We start from the raw sequence: 17,997 nt of genomic DNA on the forward strand, positions 1-17,997 counted from the left end.
GAATAGAAAGCTAAGGGGTTTAAATTCGGGGAAAAGCTGAATTGTTTTAAATATTAAATTTTTTATAAATAATACTGATAGTTAAAAGCTATTAGTTAAAGTGTTAATGTTAAAACCAATAAATAAAGCTTAAAAACTCAGAATAAATAAAAAATACAGTGAAAAATAATATGAATAACAGATGTTTATATTTTTAGGGTGGAGAGTATTTAGCAGGGAAATGATTGCTGAAATATCTTAAAAAAATAAAAAAAGCGCTGTGAAATCAAAAAAATGCCCAAAACGATAAATGTTTAATACTGTGGTCGGATTTTCTATTTGATTATGCTTACGCATGATGACGGCATTGTTTTTATCTGCTGAATGGGAAAATTTACCATGCGTCGTCAAAAATTATGGATAGCAATGCTTGCTGCGACAGCAACTTTAGGAACTTCTGCTACATATGCAGATTTTATTGATGACAGCAATGTTCAACTTAAATTTAAAAATTTCTATTTAGATCGTCAAATTGAGCAACCAGATCAAACTAAAACTCAAGATTTTGGTAGCTGGACACAGGGCATTACTTTAGATGCAAAATCTGGTTATGCCGATATTGGTCCGGTAAAAGTTGGGGTAGATGTGCTGGTGCAACATGCGGTTCGCTTGAGTGGCGATCGTGGGGATGATGATTACATTCTGCCATTTTCCAATGGTAAACAGGCACGTGATTTCGGTAAAGTTGGAGCAACTTTAAAAGCGAAAGTTTCACAAACTGAGCTGCGCGTCGGTGAGATTTTACCTGTGACTCCAGTGGTACACTTTGACCCTTCGCGTCAATTATTAACAACTTATAACGGTGTCTGGTTAGAATCTAAAGATCTCGATAAAACTAAAATCACTTTAGGTTATTTAGACAGTATTAATGCGCGTTATGAAAATCAGGCGCAAGATTTTAAACTATGGCCAAATCCTCTAAATACCGAAAGAAATCAGGTGAAGTCTGGTGATAGTGATGGTATGTATGTGGCTGGGATTGATTACCAGGCAACTCCAGAGTTGGGCTTAAGCTACTTCTATGGTGATGTTACTCATATTTATCGTCAAAACTATTTAGGTGTGGCTTATAACAAGACTTTAGATGAGCAAAATAAAGTTGTGACTCATGCGCGCTACTTTGATAATCGTGAGTCTGGTGATGCTCTATATGGTGACATCGACAGTCAAGCATTGTCTTTGAAAGGTGCTTGGACGCATGGTAACCATACTGTAGATGTAGGTTATCAACAAATGTTTGGTGAGCATGGTGAAAAAGCATCGTTCTTCCCAACATTGGCAGGTTGGGTACCGCAACCTTATTTGGCGAACTGGTCAGTGGCAAGCTTTATCCGTAAAGATGAAAAATCATGGAGCTTGGGTTATACCTATAACTTTGCTGATGTGGGTGTACCAGGTTTAACAGCAACTGTGCGTCATTATGATGGTTGGAATATCGATAATGGTGCTGGTAATAAACGTGGTAAAGAAGACGAAAATAACCTGATTGTGAATTATGTGGTGCCAGAAGGTAAATTCAAAGGTTTAGGTCTGCAATATATGTATATCGATACGAATTTTGAAGATGTACCTGGTTTCTTTGATCTAGAAGAACATCGTGCAGCAATCACATATAGCTATAAGTTCTAATCTCACTTAAATTAAAGAGCAGCTGCACCTCCAGCTGCTCTTTTTTATGTAAAAACAGATGAAAGTCCTAATAAAAATAAGGATTTAAAAATAACTAAAATATTTAAAAACAATGACTTAAATAATCGTTTTTTTGTAGTTTAAAATCGTAATTTTGTATCAGTTGAAAGCGCAGGAGCGGTTAATATAAGCCTATAGAAAACGCATGTTCAACGAGTCACTTGACGTCCAGACCTTCCAAGATTGAGGGAAACGCAAGCTAAAGACTGTATGAGGAGTAAGTATGAGCACTGTCCAAATCCCTGACTATACAACAGATTCATTCTTTGGCTTAGAAGACAAATGGATTGAAACCGCAGAAGGCGAACTCACCCACTACCATGAAATTGGTGAAGGTACGCCAATTCTGTTCTTGCACGGTTCAGGTACGGGTGTATCTGCAGCAGCCAACTGGTGGTTAAACCTGCCACAAATTGGTGAACAGGCACGTTGTATCGCGATTGATACCATTGGTTATGGTCAAACCGTTGTTGCACCGGGTACCCAATACGGGATCCGTGCCTGGGTTGATCACGCAATCCGTACCTTAGATGCTTTAGGTATCGAGAAAACCTGGTTGGTGGGTAACTCTTTAGGTGGCTGGTTGGCATTTCAATTGGCACTGGATTATCCAGAGCGCGTTCTGGGTATCGTGTCTATGGGTACCGGTGGTGCCAAGCAAACTGCTGCACTGAAAGCGCACGCGAACCCAGTACTGACTGAAGAAGGTATCCGTAAGACACTGTCTATGTTCGTGGTGAACAAAGACCTGATTACAGACGAACTGGTGAAAGTCCGTTTTGACTCGGCTGCAAATGACTATGCATCTGACCGTTTAATGGACGTGGTGGGTGCGCGTGACCGTGACCGTTTCGAATTCCCATTAGACTTCGAAAAAATGAAAGACATCACGGTACCTGTACTTCTGATTCATGGTACTCAAGACGTGGTGATTCCAGTATCCCGTACCTGGGACATTCTGAATGTGGTGCCAAATGCAGATGCGCACATCTTCAGCCAATGTGGTCACTGGTCACAAGTTGAAAAAGCCGATGAGTTCAACACAGTTATTAAAAACTACCTGGCGGCGCACGGCGTAAAATAAGTCGGTGATAAAAGCGAAAAAAGGATGGTGACAGGCCATCCTTTTTTTATGGGCGGAATTTCTGGCTCAACCGGTTTAGTGTTGAATAAAGCTGGCCACCAGATTAATACAAATCGCCAGAATGGTGGTGTTAAACATATAGGCCAGCACAATATGCAGCGTATTCAGGATACGCATCGCGCGTGAGCTGATGGTGACATCGGCGGTTTGTGCCGACGTGCCAATCACATAGCTAAAATAGAGAAAATCCGGATAGGTCGGATAAGGGGTTTTCGGAAACTCCAGCCCACCTGCCTGATGCTGTTGCAGCGCCAGATAATAGTCATGCGCATAGTGAATCGCAAAAATGGTATGCATAAACAGCCAGGCACATAAAATAGTGGTAATCGCCAGCAGAAAATGCCCCATGCGGGCAAAGTCGGTTTGGGCAAATAAATTGATCTCGACAATAATCGCAATAAAACACATCACCAGGGTGAGAAACAGCAGTAACAGAATCAGCCATTTACTGGCATCTTGCTGCTGGGCGCGTTGCAGAATATGCTGATGATCACTGTGCCAGAAATTCAGCAGGGTAAAGAGCAGATAGCCGGACACGGCAATCAGCTGATGAGCAGGCAGGTCGACCAGGTCCACGGGCTCAAGCACTGAAAAATACCGTACAGCACCGTGGTGATCAGAAAACTGATAAAAAAATAAGGATGAGACTGCATCCCGGTTTTAATATGGCTAAACGGTGTTTTTATCATTCTTATTCCTTTGATCTGGCCCATGACAGATAAAAGCATGCCTAGCATCCTGCTTCAGGGGCAGAACATAGCGGCACTTCACTGTAGTCTAGCTTATTAGACTTAAGTTGTAGTTTGCGGCTGAAAATAAATCTGTGCGGCTAGCAGAGAAAAAGTCGTAAAAGTGCAAAAATGATAAAAAATGGTGCAAAAAAGCCTGCGACTTAAGTCTAATCTGATTAAAAAGTCGGCAAATTGGCCATAAAAAAAGCACCATTATTTAGTCTCGAAATAATGATGCTGGCAGGCAGTCAGCCAAAGCGCGGCTTAATCGCGGTTAATATCCAGATAAAACACCCGGGTCAACAGTTCCATAAACTTGTCGACCGATGGCGAGTTGCTGTTTTTACGGTAACTGACATACAGGTCCAGATAAGGCAGTTCGATATCCAGCGGACGGATGATGGTGTTGTTCATGGTCAGCGGGGCAATGTAGCCCGGCAAAATGGTACAACCCAGTCCCATACCAATCGAGTTGATATTGAACAGGATGTTGTCGGCTTTTTGCACAATATTAAATTCAATACCATTGGTCTTGGCAAAGTTTAGAATCATGTCGTGCAGATTCTGCGACTGCTCGGCGGCCGGAATAATAAAATCAATACCGTTGAGGGCTTTGACCGGAATACGTTCGTATTTGGCCAGTGGATGGTCTTTTGGCAAAATGAAAATCAGTGGTTCGCGCAGCACGAACTGGCTTTCAATTTCATCACTGTTAAAGTTGTGACGGGTAAAGGTGATGTCCAGTTCACCTTTTTTAATGGCTTTCATCTGATCATTGTTGTTCATACTGAGCAATTCAATTTTCAGATCGGGGTTCTGTACGCGCAGATTCGGTAATACATACGGGAAAATCTTCATTTCCGCGACCGGGACAAAGCCAATGCGTAGCATCTGCTGTTTGGCCTGGGACACCTGACGCGCCATAGCCACGGCTTTATCGGCCTGAGCCAGGGTTAAGCGCGCCTGTTCCAGAAACACTGCGCCTTCTTCTGTCAGTTCGACCTTACGTTTGGTCCGGTGTAACAGTTTTACGCCAACGTCTTCTTCGAGGTCTTTAATCTGTTGACTTAAAGAAGGCTGGGCTGTGTAGAGCTTCAAGGCAGCCTTACTGAAGTTCAGTTCTTCAGCCACGGTAATGAAATAGCGAAGGTGACGTAATTCCATAAACCCATTCCAAAAGATTAATTCAAAAAATGTCTAACTATCATGTCTTAAGAGTATAGTCTATAATCAACTATTAGGTGAAGATTATTCTGCCATTTAGGAAATAAATAGGCTTTCAAATTTTATTAATGCTTTAATAAAGAGAAATAAGCGATAAGTAATTGATAAAATATCTTAATTAAAACAAAAAAAATATTTCACTAAACCCCGCTAAAAAATCATTATCCATGCAAAGTTGAGTCTATTTATTTTGTGCCGTTGTGTCGGTCACAGGAGAGCTTTCAATGAGTGGAAAAATTGATGTGCGCGAAATCGACGCTTTAGTCGATGCACAAAATGGACGTATTACGCCATCTATCTATACTGATCCAGATATCTACGAGTTAGAACTTGAACGTGTATTTGGTCGTACCTGGTTATTCCTTTGCCATGAAAGCCAAATTCCTAAGGCGGGCGACTTCTTCAATACCTATATGGGTGAAGATCCGATCATTGTGGCACGTCAAAAAGATGGCTCGATCAAAGCATTCTTAAACCAATGCCGTCACCGTTCTATGCGCGTAAGCTTCGCAGACTGTGGTAATACCCGTGCGTTCACTTGCCCATACCACGGCTGGTCTTACGGTATTGACGGTTCTTTAAAAGACATCCCGCTTGAAGATCGTGCTTACCCGCATGGTGCATGTAAAGAGCAATGGGGTCTGGTTGAAGTAAACCGTGTGAAGTCTTACAAAGGCCTGGTATTCGGCTGCTGGGATGAAACCACACCAGATCTAGAAGAATACATGGGTGATATCGCTTGGTATCTTGATGGCGTTGTAGACCGTCGTCCAGGTGGTACTGAAATCATCGGTGGTGTACACAAGTGGGAAATCGAGTGTAACTGGAAATTTGCAGCTGAACAGTTTGCATCTGACCAATACCACGCCCTGTTCTCTCACGCATCTGCGATTCAGGTACTTGGCGCGAAACCAGACGACGAATCAACCAAGAAATTGGGTGCTGCTCAAACGGCTCGTCCAGTTTGGGAAACTGCAAAAGATGCACTGCAATACGGTTCACGTGGTCACGGTTCAGGCTTCTTCTTCACAGAGAAACCAGATGCAAACGTTTGGGTTGACGGTGAAGTGGCCAACTACTTCCGCGAAACGTATGAAGAAGTAAAAGAGCGTCTAGGTGAAGTACGTGCGCTGCGTCTTGCAGGTCACAACACCATGTTCCCGACACTGTCTTGGTTGAACGGTACTGCAACACTTCGCGTATGGCACCCACGTGGTCCAAACAAAACTGAAGTTTGGGCATTCTGTATTGCCGATGCTGAAGCGTCTCAAGAAGTGAAAGAAGCGTTTGAACGCTCTGCAACGCGTGCATTCGGTCCTGCCGGCTTCCTGGAGCAAGATGACTCTGAGAACTGGATCGAGATTCAGAAAGTTTTACGTGGTTATAAAGCACGTCAAAACAAATTGATCGTTGAGATGGGTAAAGGCAACGAGAAAGTACGTGAAGATGGTATCCCGGGCATCACCAACTACATTTTCTCTGAAACTGCAGCACGCGGTATGTACCGTCGCTGGGCAGATTTATTGATCCATGAAAAATGGGAAGACGTTGAAAAAGCGGCTGACGAATACGAGAAGGAGCTTATGAAATGAGTCAAATCAGCTTAGAACTTCATCACCAGATCAGTCAGTTCCTGTATCAAGAAGCCAAGCTTCTTGATGACTGGAAATTCCGCGAGTGGTTAGACACGCTAGCTGAAGATATTTCTTATACGCTACGTACCACACCAAACGCACAAACCCGTGACCGTCGTCGTTCGGTTGAACCACCGACGACTTGGGTGTTCAACGATACGAAAGATCTGTTGGAACGTCGTGTTGCCCGTCTTGAAACCGGTATGGCCTGGGCAGAAGAGCCTCCATCACGTACGACTCACATGGTGTCTAACGTGATTGTTGAAGCGTCTGAAGTAGAAGGCGAATACGATGTGTACGTGACTTATTTACTGTACCGTACCCAAAAAGAGAAAGACGTTACGATTTACTGTGGTAAGCGTCATGACAAGATCCGTAAAGTTGAAGGCGGCTTAGGCTTCCAAATCTTCAACCGTAAGATCACGCTTGACCAAGTTACCTATAACTCACATAACCTGAGTGTGTTCTTCTAATGAATAAGATTTTTGTTTGCCAAGTTGACGAGCTTGACGAAGGCGAAGCATTGAAAGTGGACTGCGGCGTAAACGGTATCGATGCGCTGGCAGTATTCAACAATGGCGGTGAATTCTTCGCAATGAATGACCGCTGTTCACATGGTAATGCGTCGATGTCTGAAGGTTATCTGGAAGACGACGGTACAGTTGAATGTCCGCTGCACTCTGCACGTTTCTGTTTGAAAACTGGTCAAGCACTATGCTTGCCAGCAACAGATCCAATCCAGACATTCCCAGTGATTGTTGAAGATGGCGCGTTATACGTAGAGATGGCAGGAGAGTAATCATGGGTTGGCTAAAAGGCGAAGTTGCACTCATCACTGGTGGTGGTTCAGGTTTAGGCTGGGCTTTGGTTGAGCGTTTTTTGGAAGAAGGAGCACAGGTGGCCGTTCTTCAGCGTTCTCAGTCTAAAGTTGATGCTTTACAGGAACACTTTGGTGACCGAATTCTTGCAATCGCTGGTGATGTTGCCAACTATGAAGACAATGTCCGTGCTGTTCAAGCGACCGTTGAGCGTTTTGGCAAGCTTGACTGTTTTGTGGGTAATGCCGGTATCTGGGATCACTATGCCGATATCGTTAACACCTCGGGTGAGCAACTGGATAAAGCCTTTGATGAAATCATGGGCATTAATACCAAGTCGCTGATTCTGGGTGCCAAAGCAGCGCTAGACGAGCTGATCAAGTCTGAAGGTTCAATTATCTTCACTTTATCAAACTCTGCGCTGTATTCATCGGGCGGTGGTCCTGTTTATACCGCATCCAAACATGCCGGTGTAGGCATCATGAAAGAACTGGCCTATGAATTAGCGCCAAAAGTTCGTGTCAATGCCGTGGCACCGTCTGCCATGAATGTGAATATCAAAGGCGCGGCATCACTCGGTCAGGAAAATGTTGGCCTGCTCGATGCACGTGATCCTGAGAAAATTGCCCGTGGTATGCCACTGAACTTCTTGCCAGAACCAGAAGATATGACCGGTTCATATGTGCTGCTGGCTTCACGTCAAAACAACCGTCCACTGACCGGCGTGCTGATTAACGCGGAATGTGGCTTGGGCATTCGTGGTTTACGTCAACCACGTGCCGGTTTCTTTGACGAGTAATTCACGCCTTAAAACATAATGGACTAACCCGGCAGCCTTTTGGCTGCCTTCCGTTTAGGAGCCACACATGGCCGTTAAACTTATTTGTGCATCGCACAGTCCTTTAATGGAGTTTGCCACTCCGCAAGAACAACGCAAAGAACAAGCTGTTCGTCAGGCGTTTGAAAAACTGTCTGCGGAAGTCAAAGCCTACGATCCAACCCTGATCATTACCTTTGGTCCAGACCATTTCAATGGTTTCTTCTATGACCTGATGCCAAGTTTCTGTGTGGGTATTCGTGCCACTGCAGCAGGTGACTGGGACTATGGTAAAGACAACAACAAGATTGATGTGCCTGAAGAAACTGCACTCAATCTGGTTCGCCGTGTCCTCGATGAAGGCGTGGATGTGGCCTATTCGTATCGTATGCAGGCCGACCACGGTGTGACCCAGCCATTACATTTCCTGTGTGGTGGTCAGCTCGATCGTTATCCTACTATTCCAGTTTTCATTAATGGTGCAGCTGCACCAATGCCAACCACCAAACGTACCATCGCTTTAGGTCGTGCGGTCGGTCAGTTTATCAAGTCACTGAATCTTGAAAACGAACGCGTACTGGTTCTGGGTACGGGTGGTCTGTCTCACGATCCACCAACCCCGCAAATGGGTTCGGTACCACCAGAAGTGGAAGAATTCCTGATTGCCGGTCGTAACCCGACCCCGGAAGCCCGTGAAGCCCGTCAGGCAAAAATTATTGCCGTGGGTCAGAAGCTGGCCGCGGGGGATACTTCTGTGGCAGTCCCGCTGAATGCGGAATGGGATATTGCTTTGCTGGAGAAATTCAAGCAGGCAGATTTCGCAGCACTGGAAGCCATGACTGAAGCGGAAATCCGTCGTGATGGCGGCCGTGGCGGTCAGGAAGTCCGTTCATGGATGGCGGCATTTGCTGCATTGCATGAGCTGGGCGAATATGACATGACCACCCACTGCTATGAAGAAATCAGCGAGTGGATTGCCGGTTTCGGTATCGTTTCTGCAGAATTAAAAGGTTAACTGAATGAGCAATGTAAACAGCATCGTGATTGTCGGTGCAGGTCAGGCCGGTGCCAGCGCAATTCTGGAATTACGTGGCAACAAATACGAAGGCAAAATCACCCTGATCGGGGATGAAACCCATTTGCCGTATGAGCGTCCGCCTTTGTCTAAAGATGTGATTCTCAAACCAGCCGAAACCAAAATCGAAATTCTGTCAGAAGAAAAACTGGCGGAACTGGGCGTTGAAACCATCCGTGGTAACGGTGTGGCCAAAATCAATGCCGAGGCAAAAACGGTTGAACTGCAAAACGGTGATGTCGTTGCTTATGACAAGTTACTGCTGGCCACCGGTGGTGCAGCGCGTCGTTTACCCAACTTCGATGCGCTGGGTAAACACGTGTACACCCTGCGTAACCTGGAAGATTCACAAGCGCTGGTGCCGGTATTACAGCCGGGCCGCCGTATCATCCTGATTGGTGGTGGTGTGATCGGTCTGGAGCTTGCATCAAGCGCACGTTTTAAAGAATGTGAAGTGACCGTGATTGAAATGGGTCCAATGGTGATGGGTCGTTCATCACCACGCATCCTGAGCGAGTTCCTGCTGCAGCAGCAACAACTGGCCGGTGTTGATGTACGCCTGTCGACCCAGATTGCAGAATGCAAGCTGGATGGCGAAGAAATTGTGGTAACACTGGAAGGCGGTGAAGAGCTGCGTGCAGATGCTGTGGTCTATGGCATCGGGATTATCCCGAATGCACAGCTGGCCGTTGAAGCCGGTCTGGATGCGGACTTTGCGGTTAAGGTCAATGAAAATTGCCAGACCTCAAATCCGGATATTTATGCAGCGGGTGACGTGGCCACGCAACTGCGTGACTGTGGTAACCACCGCCGCGTTGAAACCTGGGAAAATGCCAACCTGCAAGCGGGTATCTTCGCGCGTCACGTGATGGGCGTTGAACATCCAGCGGCAAACCCGGCCTGGTTCTGGACCGATCAGCTGGACATCAACTATCAGTTTGTTGGTGATATGGCAGCGGCTGAATGGCATGTGCGTGGCGAGATCAAACCTGAACTGCGTGCTGAATCATCATTCGTATTGTTTGGTGTCACCGATGGCGTGATCGTTGGCGGGATTACCGTGAATGCAGCCAAAGATATGCGTCACCTGAAAAAGCTGATCAGTAAACAGGCGGCTTTTGAGGCTGACAAATATCTCGATCTGAGTCAGGATCTTCGTAAGCTGGTAAAATAATCCGGCGATACGGCAGGGCAGACCTTGGGTAACTTTGGTCTGCTTTTTTATGGCTGTTTTATTTTCTTGTTGAGACATGTCCACAATGTGCATGGTGATTTGTACATGACTTTGTGTCGGTAGGTCTTACTTTTTAAAGCTGATAAGAATCCTCAAAATTTATTTTTGAGTTCGCAGGGCAAAACTCTTTTCATTGTTTGGGCGTCTCTCTTCGTTCCGTGGTGACATTCAGGTCGTCATCCTCATTATTTCAAGATGGGTTTGAATAAAGATGCCTTCATTTTATGGTTTTCAAATTTAGTTGAGTTGTCTATGAGTTCAAACTCATCTCCCATGATCGTTACCGCCAGTATCTATGCCTTGCTGGTGCTGATCTGGGCCACCACGCCACTGGCGATTGTGTGGAGTGTGGAAGAAGTCCATCCCATGTGGGTGCTGATTATCCGCTATTTCGGGGCTTCGCTGATTGCGCTGTTTTTACTGAAACTGATGCGTGATCCGTTGCCGCTGGATGAAACCTCACTCAAAAGTTATGTGGCGGGCAGCCTGAACCTGATTGGTGCGCAGCTGTTTATTTATCTGGCAGCCAATTACCTGACTTCGGGTTTAATGGCGCTGATTTTTGGTTTTTCCCCGCTTATTGCCGGTTTAATTGGCCATGTGATTTTAAAAACCCAGAAACTGGTGGCCCTGCAATGGCTGGGCATGGCGGTGGCGGTGGCCGGGCTGAGTTATGTCTTTGCCGACTCGGCAGACAGCAAGATCAACCCGATTGGGATTGTGCTGATGTTAATTAGCATGGTGTCGTATATCAGCTCGATTTTCTGGGTCAAGCAGATTAATGCACCACTGAGTCCGATGTCACAGGCCACCGGTTCCTTGCTGGTCTCGGCACTGGGTTCAATGCTGATGTTGCCATTCATCTGGTCACATATGCCAACCGAATGGCCGGGCATGCAAACCATGATTGGCTTTTTGTTTACCATGGTCATGTCTTCGATTGTGGCGATGCTGTGTTATTTCTGGCTGATTCGCCGTCTGGCTGCGTCCACTGTCTCTTTAAGCAATGTGATGACCCCGATTATTGCACTGGTACTCGGAGCGACCCTGAATCATGAGCATATCAGTGCACATGCGGTGGCCGGGATTGCGGTGGTGATGCTGGGCATTGTGATGTATTTCTGGAAAGACTGGCAGCGTCAGTATTTTTCTAAATGGTGACAGCACAGGAAGCCATGCGCTTCCTGCTGTTTTGGCTTTTGCTAAAAACAACAAAAACATAAAACAAAATATTCCACAATTTTGGATACTATGCATATTGCATCGGCACTTGCTGTCCTGTGTAATGAAGACTTAATAAATCACAGGATTTGCTCTACGTGCTTCAATTTTTATCGGACTGACATGAATCAAAACGCGGAACCTAAGCATTTTCAGCTACCAACCGAAACATGTTGGTCACACGCCTGGCGTCAGCCTGCTTTGCAGTTTTTACCTTCCCGGCATTATAACGGTGCCCAGTTTTTCAATCCGGTGCCGGCACCCGAAGGGCGTAGCCGCAGTGATTTGCTGAAATGGCTGTTACAGCGTAAACGCAATAGCTGGACCGCAGAAAACACACCAGAGCAGCCCGCTGAAGGCAAGCGTCCGATTCCGCAGGAACGTCCGAATGCCAGCCTGGATGACTGGCAGATCTGGTTTGTAGGGCATGCTACCGTTCTGATTCAGATTGGCCCCTATAATTTCCTGACCGATCCGGTCTGGTGTGAATATGCCGGACCGCAGCAGGGCAGAGGTCCGAAACGGATTTGCCCGGCTGGAATTGCCCTGGAAGAGTTACCGACCATTCATGCGGTGCTGTTGAGCCATAACCATTATGACCACATGGATCTGGCCACCCTGCGCTGGTTACATGCCCGTTTTGCCATGCCAATTTATACCGGACTGGGCAACAGCTGGTATTTGCCAAAAAACTTTCATGTGGTGGAAATGGACTGGTGGCAATCGGCGCTATTTAATGAATTAAAACTGGTCTATATTCCGGCGCAGCATGGTTCAGGCCGTGGTATGCGCGACCAGAACAGTGCCCTCTGGGGTGGCTTCTCGATTCTGCATGGTGAAGATCACTGCTTCTTTGCCGGAGATACCGGTTATTCCTCGCATTTTAAGGAAATCCATGCCCGTATTGGCGCACCGCGGATTGCACTATTACCGATTGGTGCCTATGAGCCACGGGACCTGATGCGCTATATGCACATGAATCCGGAAGATGCTTTTCAGGCGCATAAAGACCTGCATTCCAAATGTTCGCTGGCCATTCATTACCGTACCTTCCAGCTCACCGATGAAGGCCGTGAACAGCCGGAAGTCGATTTGCAAAATGCCATGCGTAAATCCTCAAAACTGATGAATCCGTTTTATTGCATTCGCGAAGGCAAGAAGCTGATTGTTTAAGTTTAAATCCTGCAACAAAAAACCACCCGAAGGTGGTTTTTTTATGGCTTGAACTCTCTGTGTAGAGGCTTAGAGCACGCCTGGCTGACCCAGCGCAGGGTCGGTGGCTCGAGCGGCCTGAGCATCTGCCACGGTCATCCCCAAGGCTTGGGCTACACCTTCGCCGTAGGCCGGGTCACACATAAAGCAGTTACGGATATGACGGTACTTGATAAAGTCATAGGCATCGCCCATGGCACGCGCAGTATTGTCAAACAGCGCCTGTTTCTGTTCAGGATTCATCAGGTTGAACAGGGCACGCGGCTGGCTAAAGTAATCGCTGTCATCTTGACGATAATCCCAGAAATCGGCATCGCCACGGATTTTCAGTGGTGGTTCACGGTACTGTGGCTGTTCCTGCCATTGCTGGAAGCTGTTTGGCTCATAGTGTGGCAAGCCGCCATAGTTGCCATCCATACGGCCCTGACCATCACGGCGGTTAGAGTGGACCGGACAACGGGCTGCGTTTACCGGAATCTGGGAATGGTTTACCCCCACGCGATAACGTGCGGCATCGGCATAGTTAATTAAACGCGCTTGCAGCATACGGTCTGGTGAATAGCTGATCCCCGGCACCAGGGTACTTGGCGCAAAAGCGGCCTGTTCCACATCCTGGAAATAGTTTTCTGGGTTACGGTTCAGTTCAAACTCACCGACTTCAATTAATGGATAATCACCTTTTGGCCAGACTTTGGTCAGGTCAAACGGATGATAAGGCACGGTTTCCGCTTCGGTTTCCGGCATGATCTGCACGAATAGGGTCCATTTCGGGAAATCGCCACGTTCAATTGCATTAAACAGGTCATTTTGGCTGCTTTCACGGTCCTGGCCAATCAGTGCTGCGGCTTCGGCATCGGTCAGGTTTTTAATGCCTTGCTGGGTACGGAAATGGAATTTGACCCAGAAACGTTCATTGTTGGCATTAATGAAGCTGTAGGTGTGGCTGCCAAAACCATGCATATGACGATAACCATCTGGAATACCGCGGTCTGACATGACAATGGTCACCTGATGCAGCGCTTCTGGTAACAGGGTCCAGAAATCCCAGTTGTTGTTAGCAGAACGGACGTTGGTTTTCGGGTCACGTTTTACCGCTTTGTTCAGGTCCGGGAACTGGCGCGGGTCACGGAAGAAGAACACCGGTGTGTTGTTACCGACTAAATCCCAGTTGCCTTCTTCGGTATAGAATTTTAGTGCAAAACCGCGAATATCACGTTCGGCATCGGCTGCACCGCGCTCACCGGCCACTGTCGAGAAGCGGGCAAACATTTCGGTTTTCTTGCCGACTTCAGAGAAAATTTTGGCGCGGGTATATTGGGTAATGTCGTGAGTCACGGTAAAGGTTCCGAATGCACCTGAACCTTTGGCGTGCATACGACGCTCAGGAATCACTTCACGAACAAAGTTCGCTAGTTTTTCATTGAGCCATAAATCTTGGGTAAGTAATGGACCACGGGCACCGGCGGTCATACTGTTCTGGTTATCGACCACCGGAGCACCGGCATCGGTGGTGAGGTGGGTGACCGGACATTTTTTAAAGTCTTGGCTCATTATCGTTCTCCGTTATTGTATTCATGTGCTGACGTTGGACACGGGCTGGATTCTCCAGGCAGGTGACATCTCATGAAATTAACCGTTATCAAAGTCATCAATATAAAAAATAAACCCAGCTTATCATTGAAATCTACCTTGCAATAGCTGGCTGGGCAGAATGACGATGGATAAAAAACATAAAAATGCAACTTGGTTCTTATTTAATTTAAACCGAATATAACACTTTTTCAAATAGATAAAACGATTAGTGCTCAAAGGAATAATCGATAGCTTAAAGTTTTGATTTCTGAGTGTTTTAGTCGGATTTTGTTGAGATGAGCCGGGCTAAAAATGGCTGGATGGCCAGTTCAATATCGGCCTGCAGTTGCGGCCAGTCCTGGAATGTGGGCTGGATTAACAGGGTTTGTGAAATAAAGCCATAACTGATGCGATGCAGGTTTTCGGCACAGCGCAAGCGTTCGCGGGTTTCAGGCGTATAGCGGCTTAAAATCTGCTGCCAGCTGTCCAGCATCAGCTGATAATGCTTTTGATAGGCCTGCTCGCTCGACAGGCTGCGTTCCAGTAAAAACACACTGGCCCACAGCCGCTGTTCGCTGCGGATACGGTCAAGCTGAAAGCGCAGCAGGGTCAGTATATCGCTGCAAATATCACCAGTTGTGGATAACTGTAGCGGTGGCTGGGTATAACTGCGTAGCGCCTCGGCATGCTGGATAATCTGCTGGTGAATCACCCAGGCCAGCAAATCTTCTTTCTGGGCAAAGTATTCATAAAAGGTGCCCAGACCGACCCCGGCCAGTTCGGTAATCTCACGGATGGTCAGTTGTGCGGGTGTCTGCTGCTGCAAAAGCCGAACAACACTGTCCAGCAGTGCCTGCTGGGTCTGTTTGGCCCGGGACTGGCGAGGCTTACGCCGCAGCTGTACAGAGGGGGAGGTCATGACTGAAAACCGAACATGCTGTGGGTGAATATTCTTTATACTGAAAGCCTATCATCATAATCAATCAGGAACGATGAACGATGCAGGCATGGATGACCCATTCTATTCAGAATCAGTTTGATGAACGTCAGGATTATAACCTGTTTGCGAGTGACCGCGTATTGCAGGAAATCTTGCAGCGCTATGGCAGTCAGGATCAGGCACGCCTTAGCGCACTCGGTCAGCAGGCCGGATCGGCAGAGGCTTATCATTCTGCCCATTTAGCCAATAGCCATACCCCGCAGTTACAGGCCTTTGATGCTCGCGGCCGCCGTCAGGATGTGGTCGAGTTCCATCCGGCCTGGCATTACTGGATGGCGCTGAACCGGGAATTTCAGACCCATGCCCATCCCTTTATTGAACCTCAGTCTGCATCTGCCTGGGTCGATTGGGCGGCGCGGTTTTATCTGAGTGGTCAGGTTGAATGTGGCAATCTGTGTCCCGCTTCTATGACCCTGGGCAGCATTCCGCTCATTCAGCGTGAACCTGAACTGTGGCAACAGCTCGGCGATAAACTGCTGTCGAATGAATATGATGCGCGGGATATTCCAATGGCGCAGAAAACATCAATCTGGCTGGGCATGGGCATGACTGAAAAGCAGGGCGGCTCCGATGTACGCGCCAATGAAACCATCGCCACTCCGGTGGGGGCAGCGGGTCGTGGCCAGCCTTATCTGCTGACCGGGCATAAATGGTTTTTCTCGGCGCCGATGTGTGATGCGCATTTGGTGGTGGCCAAAACCGAACAGGATGGCTTGGCCTGCTTCTTTGTGCCGCGCTGGCTGGAAGATGGCCGCAAGAACACGATTCATATCCAGCGTTTAAAAGATAAGGTCGGCAACCGCAGCAATTCCAGCTCGGAAGTCGAGTTTCACGAGGCTTGGGGCATCATGATTGGCGAAGCTGGCCGTGGTATTCCCACTATTATTGAAATGGCCAATTATACCCGCCTGACCTGTGTGGTCGGCAGCAGTGCCATGTTGCGCCAGGCGCTGGTGCAATGTATTGCCTATACCCGGCAGCGTAAAGCCTTTGGTAAGCCGCTGGCTGAACAGCCGCTGATGCAGGCGGTGCTGGCTGATCTGGCACTGGAAACCGAAGCCGCGGTGCAGCTGGGTTTTTATCTGGCGCAGTGCTATCAGTTGGATACGCTGCTGGCGCAGGCCTGGAAGCGGATTATGACTCCGGCCGCCAAGTTCTGGGTGTGTAAGCGTACTGTCGAGCTGAGCGGCGAAATGATGGAAGTTTTTGGCGGCAATGGCTATGTCGACAACGGCATCATGGCGCGTATTTTTAAAGAAGCCCCGGTAAATAGTATCTGGGAAGGTTCGGGCAATGTCATGTGTCTGGATGTGCTACGCGCGATACAGCGTGATCCGGCCTCCATGCAGGTCCTGTTGCAGTCGCTGGCCGACGGTGTGCAACAGCAGCCGCTGTTACAGCAGGAATTACAGGCGCTGATGCAGCTGTTCCAGCAGACAGACCCACAAGCCTTGCAGTTTATGGCACGTACGCTGGTAAGCCGTTTGGTGCTGCTGGCACAGGCGGTCATCTTAAACCAGCATGCACCTGATTTTGTGGCACAGGCCTTTATCCAGAGCCGTTATCAGACCCTGCATGGTCAGGTGGTGGGCATGTTAGACCCGGCCCAGGTCGATGTTGCCCGGCTGTTAGAACGTGCGCTGGCGGCCTAAACATCACGCGTGATAGAGCGTATCCTGATAGAAAAATTCCCCGCTTGACTTCAGCCAAGCGGGGAAATCGGACTGGATGCACGGTGGTCTGCAGTTGAGTAGCTGTGTGATCCCGGCATCAGTCTTACTCTAACGATCAAACGAGCTTGGCTTAATGCGCCGGTTCGTCTGCTTTCACCCCTTTCTGGTACAGGGTGTAGATATAAACCGGAATATTCAGGTCTTCTAAATGCTTGTAAATCAGCGGGCGGACTTCTTCCCAATCCAGACCGCCGACACCGGTGGCCAGACGTGGCAGCGCCAAACTTTCAATATTCTCGGCTTCAACCAGCTGTTTCAGGTTTTTCAGGGTGCGGTTGACGTATTCTGTCGATGCTTTACCCGGCTTGGAACCGTTGTCATAGGCTGCTTCCTGAGTCATCAGGTTAATGATGCGCTGACCTTCGGCATTGACCCAGGTCCACTGTTCACCCGCTTTAGGATGGTAAATATGGCAATAGTTCCGGAAGTCTTTATACAGCGCTGGCCAGTGTTCGCGCAGACTTAAAGCCAGTCCGGTGGCAAAGTTATCATTTGGGGCAACACCGTGGGCAATGGCACGAGCCTGGCTTAATAAAATATCTCCAGAAACTTCATAAATCATGCTGTGAACTCCTGTTTTGGAAGAGGCTGTTTGAATTGATCTTCTAGCTTCATTTTAGCCCATCAGGAAGTTTTTTCTAGCGTGCTATATAACTGCTAAGTCTTTGCGAAACAATAAAAAATATAAGATTTTGTGGTATAATTATAGGGGCAGAGCAGCTGAATCTACTTTCATTTTTTGACTGAAGAATGTTCAGAAAAACACTGCAAAATTTTTCTATACCGTTTCTTTTATTGTTACATGACTGTCGCAAAATTGCTGCTGAATTGTCCAAAAAAATGTATGATTGACT

The 17,997-nt window shown here is 47.4% G+C and carries 15 protein-coding genes and 1 pseudogene; 11 read left to right on the plus strand and 5 right to left on the minus strand.

Annotated features, from left to right (window positions below; all coding sequences use genetic code 11):
* The first annotated feature begins 378 nt into the window (after nt 1-378).
* Nucleotides 379-1,668: an OprD family outer membrane porin gene (locus ACPEPR_RS13010; protein ID WP_168395850.1), complete on the plus strand. Its 1,290-nt coding sequence runs from the start codon at nt 379-381 to the stop codon at nt 1,666-1,668.
* Nucleotides 1,669-1,951: 283 nt separating this feature from the next.
* Nucleotides 1,952-2,812, plus strand: coding sequence for an alpha/beta fold hydrolase (locus tag ACPEPR_RS13015; protein ID WP_005181976.1), 861 nt, complete (start codon nt 1,952-1,954; stop codon nt 2,810-2,812).
* Between the two features lie 75 nt (nt 2,813-2,887).
* On the opposite strand, the pseudogene ACPEPR_RS13020 reads toward ACPEPR_RS13015, so the two are convergent.
* Together ACPEPR_RS13020 and hcaR are read right to left on the minus strand one after the other, a co-directional pair.
* A pseudogene (locus ACPEPR_RS13020) lies at nt 2,888-3,561 on the minus strand (DUF1345 domain-containing protein).
* A gap of 306 nt (nt 3,562-3,867) precedes the next feature.
* Nucleotides 3,868-4,767: a DNA-binding transcriptional regulator HcaR gene (hcaR, locus tag ACPEPR_RS13025; RefSeq protein WP_005181980.1), complete on the minus strand. Its 900-nt coding sequence runs from the start codon at nt 4,765-4,767 to the stop codon at nt 3,868-3,870.
* A gap of 284 nt (nt 4,768-5,051) precedes the next feature.
* On the opposite strand from hcaR, the gene hcaE reads away from it, so the two are divergent.
* From hcaE to ACPEPR_RS13065, 8 genes are all read left to right on the plus strand, one after another.
* The gene (gene hcaE / locus ACPEPR_RS13030) at nt 5,052-6,419 is read left to right on the plus strand and encodes a 3-phenylpropionate/cinnamic acid dioxygenase subunit alpha (protein ID WP_005181982.1); all 1,368 of its coding nucleotides are present in this window, start codon (nt 5,052-5,054) and stop codon (nt 6,417-6,419) included.
* A complete protein-coding gene (gene hcaF / locus ACPEPR_RS13035) occupies nt 6,416-6,934 on the plus strand; it encodes a 3-phenylpropionate/cinnamic acid dioxygenase subunit beta (RefSeq protein ID WP_005181997.1) in 519 nt (172 codons plus the stop codon). The genes hcaE and hcaF overlap by 4 nt, the downstream gene beginning before the upstream one ends.
* Complete coding sequence (hcaC, locus tag ACPEPR_RS13040; protein WP_005181999.1) at nt 6,934-7,260, plus strand: 3-phenylpropionate/cinnamic acid dioxygenase ferredoxin subunit; 327 nt, start codon at nt 6,934-6,936, stop codon at nt 7,258-7,260. The genes hcaF and hcaC overlap by 1 nt, the downstream gene beginning before the upstream one ends.
* A 2-nt stretch (nt 7,261-7,262) precedes the next feature.
* Nucleotides 7,263-8,078 (plus strand): 3-phenylpropionate-dihydrodiol/cinnamic acid-dihydrodiol dehydrogenase, encoded by an 816-nt coding sequence (gene hcaB, locus ACPEPR_RS13045; RefSeq protein WP_005182001.1) that lies wholly within the window; start codon nt 7,263-7,265, stop codon nt 8,076-8,078.
* 67 nt (nt 8,079-8,145) lie between these two features.
* On the plus strand, nt 8,146-9,111 hold the full coding sequence (locus ACPEPR_RS13050) for a 3-carboxyethylcatechol 2,3-dioxygenase (protein WP_005182005.1): 966 nt from the start codon (nt 8,146-8,148) through the stop codon (nt 9,109-9,111).
* 4 nt (nt 9,112-9,115) lie between these two features.
* Nucleotides 9,116-10,345, plus strand: a complete 1,230-nt coding sequence (gene hcaD / locus ACPEPR_RS13055) for a 3-phenylpropionate/cinnamic acid dioxygenase ferredoxin--NAD(+) reductase subunit (RefSeq protein ID WP_104484194.1) — start codon at nt 9,116-9,118, stop codon at nt 10,343-10,345.
* A gap of 312 nt (nt 10,346-10,657) precedes the next feature.
* Nucleotides 10,658-11,566, plus strand: coding sequence for a DMT family transporter (locus ACPEPR_RS13060; RefSeq protein ID WP_423562523.1), 909 nt, complete (start codon nt 10,658-10,660; stop codon nt 11,564-11,566).
* Nucleotides 11,567-11,749: 183 nt separating this feature from the next.
* Entirely contained in the window at nt 11,750-12,799 is a 1,050-nt protein-coding gene (locus ACPEPR_RS13065) for an MBL fold metallo-hydrolase (protein WP_005182011.1), read from the plus strand.
* Nucleotides 12,800-12,868: 69 nt separating this feature from the next.
* Here the strand turns inward: ACPEPR_RS13065 and ACPEPR_RS13070 are convergent, their stop codons facing one another.
* Nucleotides 12,869-14,389: a catalase gene (locus ACPEPR_RS13070; protein ID WP_005182013.1), complete on the minus strand. Its 1,521-nt coding sequence runs from the start codon at nt 14,387-14,389 to the stop codon at nt 12,869-12,871.
* A gap of 298 nt (nt 14,390-14,687) precedes the next feature.
* Nucleotides 14,688-15,329, minus strand: coding sequence for a TetR/AcrR family transcriptional regulator (locus tag ACPEPR_RS13075; protein WP_423562524.1), 642 nt, complete (start codon nt 15,327-15,329; stop codon nt 14,688-14,690).
* Nucleotides 15,330-15,409: 80 nt separating this feature from the next.
* On the opposite strand from ACPEPR_RS13075, the gene ACPEPR_RS13080 reads away from it, so the two are divergent.
* Nucleotides 15,410-17,062 carry an acyl-CoA dehydrogenase family protein gene (locus ACPEPR_RS13080; RefSeq protein ID WP_286422460.1) on the plus strand — a complete coding sequence of 551 codons (1,653 nt, stop codon included), beginning with the start codon at nt 15,410-15,412 and terminating at the stop codon, nt 17,060-17,062.
* Nucleotides 17,063-17,213: 151 nt separating this feature from the next.
* Here the strand turns inward: ACPEPR_RS13080 and ACPEPR_RS13085 are convergent, their stop codons facing one another.
* On the minus strand, nt 17,214-17,705 hold the full coding sequence (locus tag ACPEPR_RS13085; protein ID WP_016659595.1) for a macro domain-containing protein: 492 nt from the start codon (nt 17,703-17,705) through the stop codon (nt 17,214-17,216).
* Nucleotides 17,706-17,997 lie beyond the last annotated feature (292 nt).

The organism is Acinetobacter sp. AND/436, from assembly GCF_049546925.1.
GTDB classification, from domain to species: Bacteria; Pseudomonadota; Gammaproteobacteria; order Pseudomonadales; family Moraxellaceae; genus Acinetobacter; species Acinetobacter indicus.